General features: G+C 54.2%; 14 protein-coding genes and 1 pseudogene. 3 read left to right on the forward strand and 12 right to left on the reverse strand.

Annotated features, from left to right (window positions below; translation table 11 throughout):
• Positions 1-158 precede the first annotated feature (158 nt).
• The gene (locus XYCOK13_RS16975; protein WP_213413430.1) at positions 159-1,139 is read right to left on the reverse strand and encodes a glycoside hydrolase family 43 protein; all 981 of its coding nucleotides are present in this window, start codon (positions 1,137-1,139) and stop codon (positions 159-161) included.
• Positions 1,140-1,263: 124 nt separating this feature from the next.
• Positions 1,264-2,664, reverse strand: coding sequence for an AraC family transcriptional regulator (locus XYCOK13_RS16980; RefSeq protein WP_213413431.1), 1,401 nt, complete (start codon positions 2,662-2,664; stop codon positions 1,264-1,266).
• A gap of 472 nt (positions 2,665-3,136) precedes the next feature.
• Here XYCOK13_RS16980 and XYCOK13_RS16985 point away from each other — a divergent pair, with 472 nt between their 5' ends.
• Positions 3,137-3,493: a YolB family phage-derived protein gene (locus tag XYCOK13_RS16985; RefSeq protein WP_213413432.1), complete on the forward strand. Its 357-nt coding sequence runs from the start codon at positions 3,137-3,139 to the stop codon at positions 3,491-3,493.
• 117 nt (positions 3,494-3,610) lie between these two features.
• Here the strand turns inward: XYCOK13_RS16985 and arfA are convergent, their stop codons facing one another.
• The gene (arfA, locus tag XYCOK13_RS16990; protein WP_244865227.1) at positions 3,611-5,125 is read right to left on the reverse strand and encodes an arabinosylfuranosidase ArfA; all 1,515 of its coding nucleotides are present in this window, start codon (positions 5,123-5,125) and stop codon (positions 3,611-3,613) included.
• Between the two features lie 183 nt (positions 5,126-5,308).
• Here arfA and XYCOK13_RS16995 point away from each other — a divergent pair, with 183 nt between their 5' ends.
• Positions 5,309-6,223 carry an ArsR/SmtB family transcription factor gene (locus tag XYCOK13_RS16995; RefSeq protein WP_213413434.1) on the forward strand — a complete coding sequence of 305 codons (915 nt, stop codon included), beginning with the start codon at positions 5,309-5,311 and terminating at the stop codon, positions 6,221-6,223.
• Positions 6,224-6,467: 244 nt separating this feature from the next.
• Positions 6,468-7,013, forward strand: coding sequence for a DinB family protein (locus tag XYCOK13_RS17000; RefSeq protein ID WP_213413435.1), 546 nt, complete (start codon positions 6,468-6,470; stop codon positions 7,011-7,013).
• Positions 7,014-8,028: 1,015 nt separating this feature from the next.
• Here XYCOK13_RS17000 and XYCOK13_RS17005 read toward each other — a convergent pair.
• From XYCOK13_RS17005 to XYCOK13_RS17045, 9 genes and pseudogenes are all read right to left on the reverse strand, one after another.
• Positions 8,029-9,744: an allophanate hydrolase gene (locus XYCOK13_RS17005; protein WP_213413436.1), complete on the reverse strand. Its 1,716-nt coding sequence runs from the start codon at positions 9,742-9,744 to the stop codon at positions 8,029-8,031.
• Positions 9,745-9,774: 30 nt separating this feature from the next.
• Positions 9,775-11,430 carry a PucR family transcriptional regulator gene (locus XYCOK13_RS17010; protein WP_213413437.1) on the reverse strand — a complete coding sequence of 552 codons (1,656 nt, stop codon included), beginning with the start codon at positions 11,428-11,430 and terminating at the stop codon, positions 9,775-9,777.
• 13 nt (positions 11,431-11,443) lie between these two features.
• Positions 11,444-11,881 carry a cupin domain-containing protein gene (locus XYCOK13_RS17015; RefSeq protein WP_213413438.1) on the reverse strand — a complete coding sequence of 146 codons (438 nt, stop codon included), beginning with the start codon at positions 11,879-11,881 and terminating at the stop codon, positions 11,444-11,446.
• A gap of 20 nt (positions 11,882-11,901) precedes the next feature.
• Positions 11,902-12,978 carry a cyanuric acid amidohydrolase gene (gene atzD / locus XYCOK13_RS17020; protein WP_213413439.1) on the reverse strand — a complete coding sequence of 359 codons (1,077 nt, stop codon included), beginning with the start codon at positions 12,976-12,978 and terminating at the stop codon, positions 11,902-11,904.
• Positions 12,975-13,727: an ABC transporter permease gene (locus tag XYCOK13_RS17025; protein ID WP_213413440.1), complete on the reverse strand. Its 753-nt coding sequence runs from the start codon at positions 13,725-13,727 to the stop codon at positions 12,975-12,977. Before XYCOK13_RS17025 ends, atzD begins: the two co-directional genes overlap by 4 nt.
• Positions 13,724-14,554 (reverse strand): ABC transporter ATP-binding protein, encoded by an 831-nt coding sequence (locus XYCOK13_RS17030; RefSeq protein WP_244865228.1) that lies wholly within the window; start codon positions 14,552-14,554, stop codon positions 13,724-13,726. Before XYCOK13_RS17030 ends, XYCOK13_RS17025 begins: the two co-directional genes overlap by 4 nt.
• Positions 14,555-14,566: 12 nt before the next feature.
• Positions 14,567-15,592 (reverse strand): ABC transporter substrate-binding protein, encoded by a 1,026-nt coding sequence (locus tag XYCOK13_RS17035; protein WP_213413441.1) that lies wholly within the window; start codon positions 15,590-15,592, stop codon positions 14,567-14,569.
• Positions 15,593-15,638: 46 nt separating this feature from the next.
• A complete protein-coding gene (gene biuH / locus XYCOK13_RS17040; protein ID WP_213413442.1) occupies positions 15,639-16,319 on the reverse strand; it encodes a biuret amidohydrolase in 681 nt (226 codons plus the stop codon).
• 357 nt (positions 16,320-16,676) lie between these two features.
• A pseudogene (locus tag XYCOK13_RS17045) lies at positions 16,677-18,347 on the reverse strand (family 14 glycosylhydrolase); the annotation flags it as partial.
• Between the last annotated feature and the right edge of the window lie 145 nt (positions 18,348-18,492).

Here is an 18,492-nt window from a genome sequence, read left to right on the forward strand (position 1 = left end):
AGCTCTTAATCGACGGATTGGGGGACATTCAGGCACAATATCGCAGCAATATGGTCGCTGGGTTCCGTTACAATTCCAAATGAGTCCAACTTAATCAATTAACGCCTCCCATTTCCGTTAGCATGCAGCTGCCCCGATATGTTGGAGGATTCCTCCTCTTATTTGTATGGATCTATCGTCTGGATCGTCCCGTCCTCGTTGTACTTCAGCTCTGTGTACTTGATACAGCGCTTATGGTTCACGCCATTGGACAGCGAGCAGTCGTGATAGAACAAATACCATTTGTCCTCGAACTGAATGATCGAGTGATGCGTCGTCCAGCCAATGACCGGGGTCAGGATTGTACCCTTGAAGGTGAAAGGTCCAATCGGGCTGTCGCCCACCGCATAGACCAGCTTGTGCGTGCTGCCTGTAGAATAGGAAAGATAGTACTTCCCGTTGTACTTGTGCATCCACGGTCCCTCGAAATATCTCCGGTCCTCGTCACCGGCCAGGATAGGCTTGCCTTGCTCGTCGACGATGGAAATTTCCTGCGGACTGCTTGCAAATTCGAGCATGTCCTCGCTCAGCAGCGCCACACGCGGACCAAGCGCAGGCTGATCGCCGGCAGGACCGTCTGCATCCGGCAAGAATGAGCCCGTCTGCCACTTCTCCAACTGACCGCCCCATAAGCCGCCGAAATACATGTAAGCGCGTTGATCATCGTCCACGAACACAGCCGGATCAATGCTGAAGCTGCCTTCTATATAATTCGGCTGCGGCTTGAACGGCCCCGCCGGCGATGAGCTTGTCGCTACGCCAATCCGGAAAATCCCTTCATGATCCCGCGCAGGAAAATACAAATAATACGTATCATGCTTGCGAGCGGCATCCGGCGCCCAAAGCTGTTTGGAAGCCCACGGTATATCCTTCAAGTGAAGAGCCTGCCCGTGATCGACCACCGGGGATTCGAAATTGTCCATCGACAGAACATGATAATCTTCCATCAAATATTGATCCCCATTATCATTGCTGGGCCCGTCATGCTCGAAGTCGTGAGAGGGATAAATATAAATTTTGCCCTCAAAAACATGTGCAGAAGGATCCGCGGTATAGATGTGCGTCACTAACGGTTGGTTTGGTTTCGGTATGTTCTTCATTTCGCAACTCCTTCATTCATATTCCATCAAGATATTCCTTACTATCATACTTGTATGAATAAAGGAACAACATGTATTCTTCTATGATTTCTTGCAGTTTTCTATACCAACCGGAAAGTGAAAATTACCGCAATTCCTGCACCGGCGGACTGTCCTCCTTCGATGAAGGCTTCACCAAAGCGGATGTTCGGTACTGATTCGGACTGACACTGAAGGTTTTGCGAAATACCCTGCTGAAATACGTATAATCGGTATATCCCGATCGTTCGGCGATTTCATAAATTTTCATATTGGTTTCGCGAAGCAGCCTCCTCGCATGATGCATGCGGATTTGCGACAAATGCTGGGAAAAGGTGCGTCCGGTTTGCGAAGTGAACAGGGCACTCAGATAATTCGGGGTAATCTCCATTCGCTTGGCCAGCTGGGCAAGCGATAGACCCGGATCTGTGTATTCCTCCTCCATGCAGCGGATCGCGTCGCGAATGATGCGATGGATGAAATCACGCGACCGCCAAGCGGATAAAGGCTCGTTCAGGAATGTCTGCTTGCTGGCGCGATACAGCTTGGCTGCCTCAGCAATGTCCGAGGTAACGCCCTCCAGAGAGACGGCCACGCCTGTCTGGAGTTTCTTCTCCAGCACTGACTTGCACAGCCCCACATAGTCCTCCATGGGCGGCACAGTAAACTGGTTGGAAAAAACTACGACATTCAGAATCGGCTCCCTTATCACCACTACAACCGTACCGAGCGCATCCAAGGCTTCTTCTAACGAAAGCTTTGCCGAGAATCGGGTTGTCTTGTCCCAGAACGTCTCTTCCAAGAAATGCACTGTATATACCCCAATCCAGCGAAAATGCGGCAACCATGCCTCATCGCGCGAGATTGCCGCAGTATGGCGGCTGTCCGCGAACAGTTCCTTGACTTTTTTCTCCATGAAGCTTCTTTCCCTAAATTGCAGTTGATCACGGGGCAGGACGAGCTCCTGCGGTCCCGCATCGACATTGCGTTCAGCCAGCGCCCATTCAACGAGGATCGTCGTTAACTGCAGGCCAACAACCCGATTCGTCGCCTCCATCCCGGCTGGAGGAGCGGATTGCTCCAGCGAGCGCACAAAAGGCTCCAGGCAGCGCCGTATTTTGCCATTCATCTCTGTACCTGATGCAATCAAGGTGCAATCCAGCTGTGCGAGCAGAGGGTAGAGCACCTCGTCATCCATATCCACATGCAGGCTCATGTAGGTCATCGCGCCGTCGCCGCCGTTTCTGCTTGAATGCTGCGCCCATGGCGGAATATACAAGATATCTCCGGCGCGCTGCTTCCATTCCTTATCGCCAATAACAGTCGCTTGCTCCCCTTCCAGCACCAGATTAATCTCAAGAAAGTGATGGGCGTGCATGGGATACTGCCAGCCCGGATCCACCATTCGCCAATGGGTGCCGTGAAGCTGAAAGCGAAAGAGATAATCCGGAATCGCAAATTCCTGTATGCTGTTCTCATATTTGCGGACGGTTGCTTTGCCCTCCATGTCATCACCTCGTTGGTATTATCGTGTGGACGCCACTATCATTAGGCTCTTTGGCTCCGGGACGAGCCGCGAACGCTTGCCTGCCATTCACTTGCATGCATGGAGTGTTCCACGAAGGTAACAAAAGCCTATACGTTAACTTCTACTTGCAACTATCGGAATCCTCCATGTCTGACTGCCAGTTCCTTGACAACCGTTTATGCCAGCAAAAAAATCCATCTACTCCCCAACTAAAAAAGAATAGACAAACGGTCATCCGCCGCCCCGTCCCCTGACGTTTCCAGCGGCCGTTTTAACGTGCAGGCCCGAGATTATGCTCCGCCCTTTCAGTCGTTTACGACAACCTCTATATGCCCGTAAACTAGTTTGCCAACTGTATGCTTGCCCTCTTTCCGTTATACCGAGATTACTCTCAAGAAAAAACCATGGATTTCCGATAAATAGATTATATTAGGAAGAAAGGAGAGAGGGTATGAATGCTTCACGAGCAGTAGACGCGTCTGGCAAGCTAACAGCTGAATTTGCTGCATATACAAAACTTACAGTTGCTAACCGTTTAATAAGCCAGATTCAAGGCCAAGCTCCAACTAAGACTACTTCCATGTCGTTCGAGGAATTTATGGACGCTTTGGAAAAGAATACAGCAGGGAAACCGGAGTATGCCAGACCAGTTCCCAAAACAGAAATCTCGAACAACCAAATCTACGCGCAGCATCACGGCTATGGGAATTTTCAACAAGTCCGGTTCAGCATAATTGAGGAAGCATATGCGCTAGGGCTTGTCGACCGAAATGGAGTCTTGATTTCTTCATTTGATTCCAAGGGCTGACACTTTGCATAAAGTTCAAGAATATATGATAAAAAGACTGCCTCCCGTACAGCCGTAGTGTGCCTGCGGGGGCAGTCTTTATTTGCAAATTGTTCATCAACTCCTGGCGTCAGCGAGCTATTCCTTCACCTTCAGCCGAATGACATGCCACGAGTGGTTGGCCAGCCGGGCTGTAACCTTCCCGTCCCGGACTTCGGCATTTCCCCGGTTATGGGGCTTCACCGCCTCGTGCTGCTGCGTGTTCACCGCCTTGAGGTCGTCGCCCTCCAGCACGATATGCTCCAGCAGCTCGCAGTGGCCAAAGCTGCGCAGATCGCAGTCGAGCACCAAGCTGTCCTCCAAGCTGCGATTAAGTGCGAACACGGTTACTTCTCCCTTCTCCGGATGGAAGACGGCAACCGAGTCCAGATAAGGGACGTCTGTGAACGCCTTCGCATCGTACTTCGGCGAGGAGATGACAGGCTGCAGCGCGATGCCTCTGCCATATAAGGAGACATGCATATACGGATAGTAAATCGTCTGCTTCCAAGCGTCGCCGCCATTGTCTGTCATAATCGGCGCGATGACGTTGACGAGCTGAGCCATGCACGCCATTCTCACCCGATCCGAATGCTTCAACAGGGTAATCAGCAAGCTTCCTACGAGGAGAGCGTCTTCGAAGTTATACACGTCCTCCAATTGCGGAGGCGCAATCGACCATGGCTCGATCTTCTTGTCGGCCTCATTGGAATGAAACCACACATTCCATTCATCGAAGCTTAGCTGCATCGTCTTCTTGCTGCGGGTTTTCGCCTTGATGTAGTCGCAGGTGGCGATCACCGTTCGAATAAAATGATCCATCTCCATGGCAGAAGCCAAATAACTGGCGGAGTCATTGTCGCGATTGCCGAAATACTGGTGCAGGGAAATATAATCGGCAGCCTCATACGTATGCTCGAGAATGGTTGCCTCCCATTGCGGGAACGTAGGCATGGACGCGCTTGAGCTGCCGCAGGCGACGAGCTCGATCGTCGGATCGACCCATTTCATCACCTTCGCCGTCTCCAAAGCGAGACGTCCGTATTCTTCGGCTGTCTTGTGGCCGATTTGCCAAGGGCCGTCCATCTCATTGCCCAGGCACCATGTTTTGATGCGATGCGGCTCCGAGTATCCGTGTTTTTTTCTCAGATCGCTGTAGTAAGTTCCCCCTGGATGATTGCAGTATTCCACGAGATTTCTGGCTTCCTCGATGCCCCTTGTGCCCAAGTTGACCGCCATCATGACTTCGGCATTGACCTTTTTGGCCCAGTCGACGAATTCATTCGTCCCTACCTCGTTCGTCTCAATCGTCCGCCATGCCAGCTCCAGCCGTCTCGGGCGCTCGCCCTTCGGCCCTACGCCGTCCTCCCAGTTGTAGCCGGACACCATGTTGCCGCCGGGATACCGTATGATCGGCACCTGCAGCTGCCGCACAAGGTCGATAACGTCCTTCCGGAACCCCTGTTCATCTGCCATCGGATGCCCGGGCTCGTATATGCCGCCATACACCGCTCTCCCAAGGTGCTCAATAAAGGAGCCATAGATGCGGTTATCAATGTCCGCGATGGTGAAATCCTTGTCTACAATCATCTTAGCTTGAAGCGTATTCGCCATTTTTTTCACCCTTTGTTTTATGTTTTTATAAATCATTTTATATTAACATACTAGTTGCCTCCTTTCTTTTTGTCAACATGAACTGGCCTCATTCCTGAAACTCTTCGCCGTAAGCTGCTTTTCATTCCCTTTCTTTTATTTTATAATTATCTAAATTAGTTTGTGGAAGGGATGGAAATCGGGTTGATCCATATCAAAGAACTGCGGCAAGGGCTCCCCATCTTCAAGGCCCTCAGCTCAGAAATCCGTATTGAAATACTCGGGCTTCTGACGAAATATGACAGCCTGAATTTGAACGAGCTTGCAGAAAAGCTGAATCTGACGAACGGCGCCGTCACGATGCACATCAAAAAGCTGGAAGAGAGCGGCTTGATCGATATTTCCACCGCCGTCGGCAAGCACGGCATACAGAAAATTTGCTATCTCCACGAAGATTTGCTCACGGTCGACCTGAAGGGCAAAGAGGCGGACAATTTGTATGAATACGAGATCAAGGTTGGGCATTACAGCGATTATGAAGCAGAGCCTACGTGCGGACTTGCCACGAAAGACGCGATTATCGGGGAATTCGACGATCCCCGCTACTTCGCAGACCCGCAACGCATCCACGCGAGTATCATCTGGCTGAGCAAAGGATACTTGGAGTATCGCATCCCTAATTATTTGAAAGCCAACCAGCAGTTCAGCGAGCTTCAATTCATTATGGAACTCGGTTCGGAAGCTCCCGGCTATAACAACAACTGGCCTTCCGATATTTCCTTTTCCATCAACGGTGTCAAGCTGGGAACTTGGACGTCCCCCGGCGATTTCGGCGGGGTCAAGGGGAGCTGCAGTCCGGATTGGTGGCCTCTTTATCTGAACCAATATGGGATGAACAAGCTGCTGCGTGTCAACAAGGAGGGCTCCTTCATCGACGGCTTCCGCATTTCGGATGTCACCATCGATCAGCTCGCGCTTTCGCATGCCGCAGATATCAAATTTCGCCTGATTGCTGACGATGCGGACCATGCCGGCGGCCTGACGATCTATGGCAAGCATTTCGGCAATTACCAGCAGGACATCATCGTCAGAGTGCTCTACGATGTAGCGCGCACCTAAATGGATAGCCAGGCGCTGCCGATGTTCCGGCGACTTGCGCTGGATGCCGCGTCCGGCGGTTGTGGGCATCTGTTCTTGGCAGAGGTCACTGAACTTCCTCTTTTCCGTACAATGGTCTCCGGTCCATGATCTCCGGTCCTTGACCATGCAATGACCCTCTGATCCTTGACCATTTACAAGTGTTGTTCCAGGAGTGGAGATTGGTCTCCCCCTGGGGAATTCCGATAAAGGAGTGTGATGCAGGGTGACATTTGCGCTGAGCGAATCGATTGAAGTGTTGGAACGCACACCGGGGACACTCGCCTCCTTCGTATCCGGCTTGTCGGATGGCTGGCTGGCGTGCAGAGAAGGGGAAGGAACGTGGAACGTGCAAGAGGTGATCGATCATCTCATTGAAGGGGAGAGGCATAATTGGATGCCCCGTCTGGAGATGATGCTGCAGGACGGGGAGCCGCAGCTGTTCCCGCCGTTCGACCGTTTCGCCCACTTGGATAAACAGGAAGCCGCCGGAATTCAGCAAAGCTTGGATACCTTCAGCATACTCCGCGCGCAAAATGTGGCCAGACTCAAGGCTTGCATCACCACTGACGAACTGTTGGCGCGAAAGGGCAAGCATCCGGCGTTCGGAACGGTGACCATAAAACAGCTGCTCGCTACTTGGGTCGTACACGACTTGACTCACATGGCGCAAATCACAAGGGTCATGGCCAAGCGGTACCAGGAGGACGTCGGCCCTTGGCGCGAATACTTGGGGATTTTGCAGGAACGGCAGGGCTGGTCGGCTGACTAGCAGCCGGATCCATTTGGGGGTGGATGCTGCAGGTGCTGGAATTCACATACGTGAATCGATTGGATGACGCTGTGTGACGAAGTTTATCCCTCGGAACCGATTAGATCATGCTGCGCGGTGAAGTCCATTCATGCGTACCCGTTAGATCATGCTGCGTGCTGAAGTCCATTCGTGCGTACCGATCATCGCAGCTTGGTGCTGAACTCGCCCCTATGTGCTGGAACCCCTTGCCCTGGGTAAACCCCTGCCATTTTTGAAGTGATACTGGCTCATGATGTTAAGTTGGGGGTGCGGGCAATAGGGTTTATGTAGCACTACCATTAATTAATGGTAGCAACTTCATGTAATGATTGCGAATCGAGCGCGGTTTCGCCGATTATTGTACTTTTTACTATTAATAGTTACTCTAGCTTCCTCTAATTATAGTAAATGGGTAATAAACAGGCTGGATGACGCTAGTTTTCTTAAAATTAGTGAGTTTCCTACCATAAATTTATAGTAGGCCTACCATTCCTATCATTACTGCCATCCCAATCATCTCAATCATTCCAGCCATTCCAGCCATTCCAGCCATTCCTATCTTTAATGCCATCTCTATCAGATCAACACGCCGCCATACTTAAAAGGAGCCGGCCGCACTCAAAATGGCAGGTCCCAAAGACCTGCCATAGAGACCCGCCAATGACCTGCCAATGACCTGCCAATGACTTGCAAATGACTTGCAAATGACCTACCCATGACTTGCAAATGACCTGCCAATGACTTGCCATAGTAACTGCATGCATAACCGCCGATAATGATCGCCAACTTCTTATGAAGGCAATTGCAGAGCCAGGGCGCATCAATCAATGGTTGGCGTCATCTATATGCCCACTAACGGGTAATGTTAACTAGAGCTGCGAGGATACTCAAAGCTGAGGCCTCCTGATTGACCACCTGCCCGCAGAGCTTGCTCAACGAGAGGATACGCCGGATGCCTCCCCGCCTCAACGGGTTGGCAGACTCGTCCCATCGCTCAGCGCCAGCCACCGCGGGCTGTAATATCCTCTGCGCCTTCTATGGCGTAGCCTTCGCAAATAAAGCCCGGCACCTCTGTGCCGTCCTCCAGCTCGACCTTGCCGATGCCAAGCGGTGCCGGGATCAGTGCTGCGAATGCCCCGAACGTGGCAAGCGGCATTTCCCACACCTCGAGCCGCAGGGACCCGCCGCCAGCGGCGGACTTAATCAATCCTGGCTTGGCCGGTGTGGTCGGCAGCTTGAGCATGCGGTACTTAGCCGCAGTCCGATCCTCCCGCACAAAGCGGGCGCCGTGCTCGCGCATTTGCTTCTCCAGCGGGAAGCCCCGCATATGCAGGCCGCATACGGCGACCAGTGTAGTCGGCTGCTTCTTAAGGAAGTGCCGCGCCGCTTCCGCCGCAAGCCCTTCCTGCTCGGCCAAGGCGAAGAACGTCACGCCGAACGGCAAATCGGGAGCCGCCTCATCACCGGGAACAGCCACCGCGCTGAGATCCAGCAAGTTGCAGTGATTCGTATAGCGTCCCATGGCGTTATTGGCGGCGATTGGATCTTGCCGAACCTCCTCGCGCGACCACGTTCCGCCGCAGGTTGGCAGCATCAGCACGCCGCCCCGCAGCAGCTCTCTCGCTTGCCGCTTCAACTCCTGCAGCTTGTGCATGGCTTGGAACACGGAGGCCGCATCCCACTGGTCCCCGCCGCCGCTGCGCAGGATTCGTTCAGTTACCGGGAACGTCTTGCCCGGATGGTTCATCACAAATTCCCCCAAGTCAGACCAACGTTCCGCAACCCACGGCCCCTCGTACAGGATCGCCGCCGCCTCCGCGAACAGGGCCAAATTCACGCGTTCGACCGGAGCCTGCATCGCCTCCAACTTCGCCAGCGCCGCCTCCCAGGCTTGCCTGTACGCATCGGCGAACGGGCCGTAGAATTCGAGCGGCTCGTCAGGGACAAGCCACTTGGCAGGCTGAGCTGCGGGTGTGCGGACTACAGGACGCGACCACGGGTCTAGAGCGTCCACGCCGCGAACACACGCATCTACGGTCAGCGCTTCCTCCAGCGTATGCGTGAAGACCGTCACGCAGTCAAGACTGGCGCAAGCCGGGACGACACCGCGTGTCGGCCAGGCGCCGAGGCTCGGCTTATAGCCGACCAGCCCGTTCAAGGCTGCAGGCACCCGGCCGGAACCCGCCGTATCTGTGCCCAGTGCGAACACCGCATGCCCCCTCGCGACAGCGACGGCCGAGCCGGAGCTGGAACCGCCGCTAATCAGCTCGCTGCGCAAGGCGTTATGCGTTTCGCCGAACGGACTGCGCGTGCCTACCAGTCCGGTGGCGAACTGGTCCAGGTTGGTTTTGCCAAGCGGCAAAGCTCCGGCATCTATCAGCCTCTGCACCACTGTCGCATGCTCTCCCGGCGTATAGGCATAGTCCGGGCAGGCTGCCGTAGTCGGCACGCCCGCTAGGTCGATATTGTCCTTGATCGCAAACGGTATCCCCCACAACGGATGCCGCGCAGGGTCCATCCGATCCAGCCGGTCCAAATACGGCCGCAGACGGTCCATTGTAGGTGGCGTTATCCATATATGCATCTCCTTGTCTTCATGGACACGCCTGATGATTTCCTGCACAACCTCTGCCGGAGTAATGTCCTTCCTCGCGTACATGTCCCGCAGTTCGTCCACCGTCCACTGACGCGGCAATTCAGTCGCTATCATGTGCAAGCACCTGCTTTCTTTACGTAATGTTTATTCTGTCTGGAGCATGCTTGTATAGCTGTCCTCCTCTATTCTCGCCGGGCGCATTTCATACAATTTCACGGCCAAGTGCAGCTGCAGCAGATGATCGCCGTTATCCGCATCGATGCCAAGAATGCCGCAAATCCGCTCAATCCGGTAAGTCACCGTATTATAATGGGTGAACAGCTCCTCGGAGGTCCGCTTGGCGTTGCGGTTGTGCTTGAAATAGACTCTTAGCGTCTCCATCAGCATCGTGCCGTTTTTCTGCTCGTATTCCAGCAGCGGCACGATGAAGCGGTCGCGGAATGCCGTCACTTCTTCCGTGTCCGGGAGCAAATACAGCAGCTGGTAAACACCCAGCTGAGCATAATCGATCCAACCCTCCCGCAGGTCGCAAATCGAGGCGATGTGGTAGATTTTTCTCGCCTGCTGGTAGCTGGCATGAACCTGATCCGGCCGCCCCACCGGATTGCCGAGACATAACGAATAGCGGCCCGCTGCAGCAAATGCGGCATCCAGCTCTGCCAAAATCCCCTTGGCCGCTTGCTCGACACTGCCTTGAGGTGTTGGCGATAGCAGGAAGACAAGCGTCCCCTCCAGCAAGGTCACGTGAATCGCGCGCTCTGCGAACCGGCGGCGCAGGCGCTTGACAGCCAGCTGCAGCTCCTTCACCGCAGGCTTCTCCGCCAGCCAGCGAAGGACGCCGACGTGCATGCTCCGCTCCGCGCCTAACGGGCAGCCGCACGCCTCCGCCCTCAGCTTCAAGTCCTCAAGCGTTACGATGCGTCCGCTCAGCCAATCCTGCAAGAACTGATCGACATACTTCGCCTCTACTTCTTTGCGCGCGTTCGCATTGATCATTTCCAATCCGACCAATATGCCGACGCGGTCAATGGTGAGCTGGTCCACCATCGTATATTCCTCGTTCCATTCCAGCAGAAGCAGCAGGCTGTTGCTGCCCTGCTTATTATCGATGCGAGACGGGTAAACGCGAATGCGCCGCTCCCCGACCGTCATGAAGCTGACGCCCAGATTGCTGTCTCCCCGCAGCTGATCCCAGACGAGCCGCTCCCCCATCTGCCTGACCGCTTCCTCAGCCTGGGGAGAGAGCAGCACATGCTCCTCTTCATCCAGCAAGATGACCGGATTGCCCAGCATGCGGTCGAGCTCGCCGAGGAATTCTTCAATCCCTTTCCCGCTGAGCAATTGCTGCGACAGCTTCTGAAAGCGGCTTTGCAAAAGCGACAGCTCCCGCGCTTCCTGGACAAGCACCCGCTCCATAATGTCGCGGACAACATCCGAGAACACCGTCGAAGCAGGCAGTTCGAATATCGGGAAGTCCAGCTGATCGGCAGCGTCCAGCGCCTGCTGCGGAATCCGGTCAATGAAGCGCTTCGTCTTCAGACCGAGCGCCGATACGCCCTTGGCTGCAAGCTGCGGAATCATGTCTGCGATGGCATCCGGCCGATCCCGAAACGGGAAACCGCTAGTAATCAGGAATTCCCCGGGCCTCACCCAGTCGATTACATCCGGCACTTCCATGACGTTCACACGCGTGATCGCACGATGCAAACCCTTCTTCCCCGCCAGAACAACGGCTTCCTGGAAGTCAGGAATCAACAGGACATCCCCGCACGTAAAACCGGTTTGCTTGCCTTTTCCCATCGCTGATCCCCGCCTATCTGATTTGGGCTGAATAGATATCCGCTACAAGCGTAGTGCCAAAAAACGAATTTGCCGGCGCCTGCTCGTCGACAGGCACAAAAATGCTGATCTGCTCAGATGGCGCATCGCCCGCATTCGCCACAGAATGCACCACGCCAGCCGGAACATGGAACGTGTCCCCGGACTTGAATGTTTGCCACTCGCCATTGCAAAGCAGCTTTACTGTGCCGACAGTAATATGAATAATCTCCACTACATCGTGGTAATGCGGCAGCACTTGTCCGCCTACGTCGATTTTTTCCCACAATATCGAGCTCATCCGCATGCCCATCGCGTCCGCCTGTTCAGCCGATACAATTTCCCTGTGATACAAGTGAATATGATTCTCCATCAGCCTCCAGGGCATGGCATCCCCTTGCAGTACTTCTGTTGCCGTTTGACGCGTTTTCATCCGAATCATCCTCCCGGTTCTCATTGATCGTTGTTTGCTCTCTTGAAGATGGCTGCTACCGGTCCTCCGCCTGCCGGACCTTGATGCTCGGCTCCGCCAGATACGTAGATCATCGGATCTCCGCACACATAGGCCAGGACGCCGCCCACTACAGCCCGGGCATGGCGGGTATGGTTGATGTCTGAGTCATTGAGCATCGTATGACGGCGTTCCCGCACAAATCCGCTCGGGTCCGCTTCCGCCTTGGCCAGCACCTGAACAAGCTCGGCATCCGGATGCTTGTCGATGATGCGCCGCAGCGCATCGCCGTCGATGGCGTCCTGCATCACTTCATGTTCGATAAAAAACGGTCCGTTCGCCCCGCTCGCATTGCCAAAGACGATCACCTCGCAGCAGGCCAGCTCGCTTCCCGCAGAAGTAGAGGCCACGCTGCTGAACTTGTCCCAAGACTGGCAAATATCCTCATCCGTCAACGACGCTCCATCCACCTCGCCGAGCGCGAGCGCGACGCCCAGAGCGGAGGCTCCGCGGGAATAGCCCATGGATTTATAAGTATCCTCTGTGACAACATCCTTCCCCTGGCGCTCCGCTTCGTGAATCACATCGGTTGTCAGCAGCGGGCACTTGACCTGAACGAAGTGCACATCGGCAGCCCGCTCGATTCCCGCTTCCCGCATTGCCTCGAGCACCGCTTCCGATACAAGCTGCAGCTGCGTCATCCGGCCGATCTCCTCCGGCTCGAAATCCCGCGTATGCGCAACCCCGATCGCAAGCGATTTCTCATCCGGCGACGACGTCTCTGTCGCTTCCAGCGAACGGCTCATGATAGTAAAGTGAGGTGTCAGCACGCCTTCAGTCCCGCCAGACATGACGTATGAAATGTGCGCAGCCGACTTGCCGACTGCTTCCTCCATATAGGCTCGGAACGCGCTTACCGCATAGCCGCGCGTGAAGTCATTCACGCAGCCGTTCCCTTCCGTCTTGCCCAGTACAGCGATCACTTCGTCCGGCTTGAGCCGTCCCGCCTCCACTAATGCCCGCACACCCTTCATGTCGTGAGGAGCGGATGCCGGAACTCTTATCACTTCACATCTCATATCTCATCAATCCTTTGCCAGAAGATCAGCTTTTTCTCTATCCATGCAATTGTCCAGAACAGCAGCAAGCCGCAAGCCGCCGAAGCCAAAATAGCCGAGAACATGACAGGCGTATCCATATGATAGGAGGAGATGAGAACGACGTACCCCAGCCCCTTGTTCGCCCCGACAAATTCCCCGACAATCGCGCCGACAATCGCAAGCGAGCTGGAAATTTTCAATGCGGACATGACGTAAGGCAGGCTGGTTGGCAGCCGCAGCTTCCAGAACATATCCCATTTCGATCCTTTATAAGTGGAGAACAGCTCCCATGCCTCGTACTCAATTGCCTTCAGCCCCTTGACACTGTTGACGAGAATCGGAAAAAAGCAAATCAGCATAGAGGCGACAACCTTCGACGAATACCCGGTGCCCATCCAAACGACCAACAGCGGAGCCAGCGCGACAAGCGGTGTCGTCTTCAAGGCAATGGCCAAGGGAAACGCGCCTTTCTCAATCGGTTTGGAATGGACGAAAATAATCGCCGTGAGCAAACCGAGCACATTCGCAATCAAGAAGCCGACCAAGGCTTCCATCAGCGTCACAAGCATATGCGAACCGAGATTGGCGTCTACGGCCGCGATGACAGAAGACGGGGCCGGCAGCAGATAGAGGGGAATGTCCAGCGCTCGGACCGCCAATTCCCACAACAGCACGAAGACGAGGGCAAATCCAAGCGGATACAAGCTGTTTTTCCATTTTTCACTCATTGGTGCTTCACCCTCTTCCTCAGTTCTTTGACCGTCTGGTAAAATGCCGGCAGCTCCTCCATGCCCACTTCGCGCGGACGCGGCAGGGGAACGGTCAGGATGTCCTCGACTCCTGCCGGCCTCGGCGACATCATGACGACCCGGTCGGACATGATAACCGATTCCTGAATCGAGTGGGTGACCATCACGACCGAGCTCAAGCTGGTCGTCGGGCTCTCCCACAGGCGCAGCAGCTCGAAGTTGAGCTTCTCTCTTGTGAACTCGTCCAATGCGCCAAACGGCTCATCCATCAGCAGAATCGTCGGATCTGCCGCAAGCGCCCGCGCAATGGAAATCCGCTGCTGCATGCCGCCGCTCAATTGATGCGGATAATGGTTCGTGAAATCCTGCAGGCCGACCAGTTCCAAAGAAGCCTCCGCCTTCTCCCGACGCTCCTGCTTGCCCAGCTTCTTCTTGTTCGGTCCCATCTTGAGCGTCAGCTCGATGTTCTGTCTGGCTGTCAGCCAAGGCATCAGAACCGGCTTCTGGAACACGATGCCGATGGACGGCTTGGCTGCCGCATAGACGACTTTCCCGCCAGGATTCGGCGCAAGCAGCTCCAGCATGAGCCGCAGCAGGGTGGACTTGCCGCACCCGCTGGGACCGAGGATCGATACAAATTCATTCTCGTAAATGTCTAGCGACACATGCTTCAACACATGAACGTCTCCGAAAGAGAGGGAGCAATTCACCAGGGAAACCGCGATTTCGCGGGTTTCCGAGGGTGCCACTGCCATGTCTTGCTGCCACACTTCCATCTCCTGCGCTTCGCCAGTATGCACTTGCATGCTCATTCCTCCCTACTCGATAAATTCGTTCGTGAACACGTGCTCCACCTGCTGCGCTTCCTTCAAAAATCCTAGCTCAAGCAGGCTTGCCTGCAGCGATTCCCATTCATTCGCTTCCATCTTGCCCAACGGACGATTTTCCGGCTGCAGCATCGGTATGCTCGCATTCATCATATTGACCTCATGCTCCAACGTGAGGTTGTTGCTGTATGCCAAACCGTAGGCTGCCGCCTCTTCCGGATTATCCAGCGCAAACTCCCAACCCTTCATGGAAGCCTGCACAAAGCTGCGCACCAGCTCCGGCTCATTTTCAATCAGCTCTTGCTTAGCAAATAGCGTATCTGCATAAAAGTTAATGCCATAATCGCCAGGCACAATGGTATTCACTTCATGGCCGAGCTCTTCTACCGCCAGCACCTCATTGATGACATACCCCGGCCATGCTTGCACCTGACCGCTCAGCAACGGGCTCATGTCGTATTTGATCGGCATTTCCTCGATGGAGGACGGATCGATGCCGGCGCTCTCAACCATGGCCCGGTAAGTCAGCTCCTCGTTGCCGCCCAACTTGATGCCGACTTTCTTGCCCACGAGGTCTTCCAACGTTTCAACGCCGGATTCCTTCAGGGCGAACAGCACAAACGGCGTATCCCGATAGATGGTAGCGAGCGCGGTAACCGGCACGCCCTTCTCACGACCAAGCAAGATTTGGTCTGCTCCCGTTACGCCGAAGTCCTCGCTGCCGGAGGCAACCATCTGAACGGCCGGGAAGTCTGCGCCGCCGGGACGAATCTCCACATCCAAGCCCGCTTCCTTATAGTAACCCTGCTCCACTGCTGCGTAGAAACCGGCAAACTGCGCTTGGTGTATCCACTTCAGACGCAGCACCACTTTTCTCAGCGGCGCTTCCTCCTCCTTCACTTCAGACGCGCCCTCGGCCGCGCCGCCGTTCCCGGAAGGATTGCCGCCGCACGCAGCCAGCAAAAGCGCCATTGCCGTCAGTAGAACCAGAATCATCTGCTTTTTGCTTCTTTTCATCGTAATCCACTCCTGTTGTCTATTGTATATTTGGCGAAACACTCGCTTATAGCTGCTCCAAAGCCTTCAGCACATGATCCGAACGGCTCACACTTCCGAAGACGCCTCCCTGCATGGTCACCATATGAAGCGCGGCACGGTGGTTCCCTTCGTCTGTTGCTCCCGTGCAATCCTCCAGAATCAGGCACTCATACCCTCTGTCATTAGCCTCGCGCATCGTCGTATGCACGCAAACATCTGTTGTTATCCCCGTTAGTATCAGGTGCGTAATCCCCTTATTCTTAAGGATCAAATCCAGATCGGTCGCATAGAAGCTGCCCTTCCCCGGCTTGTCGATTACCGGCTCTCCCTCTATCGGCGCGAGCTCGTCAATGATCTGCCAACCTGGCTCCCCTCTGACGAGAATGCGTCCCGCCGGCCCGGCGGATCCGATCTCGGCGCCAATCTGCTTGCTGCGCCAGCGCTTGTTCGCCGGCAAATCCGACAAGTCCGGCTTATGTCCCTCCCGCGTATGAATCACCGTAAATCCCTCGATCTGACGAACACGGTGCAGCAGTCGCTGGATTGGCTGGATGGCTCTCGCCGTCAAGGACAAATCGTAGCCCATCCGATCCACATATCCGCCCTCTCCACAAAAATCAATCTGCATGTCAATGATCAACAAAGCTGTTTTGCTTGGGTCGAGCTTTCCATCGTATGGCCATGCGTAAGGTGTTGCTTCTACCATGCTGCGATGCACTCCTCTCCTTTAGCCATTTTATTGTGTTATATTATCTAACACATTGACTAATTCTCTCCTTTTATCTCTCTCATGTGTCATATTATATTACAAATAATAGCGTTTGTCTTTATGTTTTTTACAAGGATATGACTGAATCGATTGTGGATTTCTATATATCTAACATACACCTAACATATAATGCAATGAATAAACAGCGTGACCGTGTTCAAGCATGGTAATCCCCTCACAGCGCAGAAGTTTATTCCTTAGCGAAACATGAATAGAGGCTGCCCTCGGCCGATCGGTCGGCTTCTGGACAACCTCTTCACTACCTCTAACTTATAGCGTTCATCCCTGTTAATGGCTTGGCGCGCCCGCGCTTACCGTGCCAGCAGCTCCGCCAGCACCTGGCGTATACGTTACGATGCCGGGCTGCGCGAAATAATTGTTCTGGTTATTGCTGTCCCAGTTGTTGTTCCCATCATTGAAGCAGAATTCCAGCCAGGTTGCCGTGCCAACCTGAATAGTTATCTTCGCGTACCCGGGAATCTCCGCCTCCTCCATTCGCACACCCGGCACGCTGGTCCACTGCCCGCCCTCAGGACGGTAATGGATATACGGGTTGCTATAGCCTTTCTTGTAGTAGATCGTTACGATGTTGCCTTCGCCGCCTCCGCCTTGCTGGGCCAGATCGACAATATATCGCTTGAAATTCGCCATCTCTCCTGCAGGTGAGCCGTTGCTGTTCACCACATGCTGCAGACGAAGCAGCGTGAACCCCGTGTATCCATAATTACTCAGCTTGCTGGCAATTTGCTGGAACGCATGGCTTCCGCCCGTAGGGAGCGCATTCTCCCCATTCAACCGCACACCCTTGGCATTGGCGATCGCAGAGACGGTATCCACTAATGTGGATGGCAGCGAATAATTCGGCGCTGTGCCGCTGTCGAACATCTCCAGGCAGGTAAAGGTCAGGTCAACGTTGACTTCCTTGAATACTTGGATCAAGCGGTCATAATCCACATACCCGGCAGCATGCTCGGCGCTGCGCGGCATCGATGGGTTGTTCATTTGCCAATGGATGCCCGCAATTTTCACCCCAATCGGTACGTGAAAGACAGGATCAAAGCTGGCATGCGCCGCTCCGGCAATCGTCCGCAAATGCTGCTCCAGCACGGATTGATACCAGCGCAGGAAGTCCTTACCGTATACGGATTGATACCCTCCATATAGATAGAAGCCATCCCTGTCCGTTGGCGGACTGATTTGCGACAGACTGCTTAGCTGTAATCCCCACGCCTGATTTATGCCCTGTAAAGAGCCGTACTTCTCCAGCATTGCATCGCGGAACGCCTGCTTGGCGCTTTCCGTATAGACCTGGAATTCCCCTCTACCCGGATAACTCCAGCCCGCCGCCGCATAATACGACGGGAAACGCAGCTCTCCTGCAGGTCCGGCGCTCAAATATATTTTTGGAATCAGATCGCTGTAGTTGGCGAAGTGTGCCGCGAAGGATGCGTAAAGCTCGCTATACTGCCTCTCAATCCCGCTCCAAAACGGCGAAAGGGATTCGTCATTCACATACCCGCTCTCGCCTTTGAACTTCATCTCGTCAGCTGTGCCCTGGCTCCAAAGCCAGCTCGGCAGCGGAATGTCGCAGTCGTCCCCGACATTGCCCCCGCATTTGTGCGTAGACAAAATCGGAATCCACTTCAATCCCGACTGGCGCACCACATCCGCATAGGTCTGGTAATAGCTCCAATCGAACTGATTGTCTCCCGCGTACTCCACATACCCCCACCATACGTCCGTTGTTATGGCATAAACACCGTTATTTTTCAGTGTAACCAGCTGATTGTGGAAGGCCGACCAATCCGTAATTCTGGACAAAGGCCCCATTACCGAGGCTTGAAAATCCGGAGCTACAGCAGCATCCGCCGACCTCGGACTGACAATCAGCGTCATCTGTGCAGCCATCAACAAAATAAGCAACAGTATCCAGGTCTTGCGCCAGGAGCGTTCAAGCATTGTCACAAATGATCATCCTCTCATTTTTTGCGATTCCGTTCCGCCGGCGGAACACATGAAACTGTAAGCGCTTACCAAAAAGTATAGGGGAACGCCCCTACCCCGGACAACGCAATTTATTGAACAGGGGGGTGGAAATAATTAACCTAAC

The sequence above is a fragment of the Xylanibacillus composti genome (genome assembly GCF_018403685.1).
GTDB classification, from domain to species: Bacteria; Bacillota; Bacilli; order Paenibacillales; family K13; genus Xylanibacillus; species Xylanibacillus composti.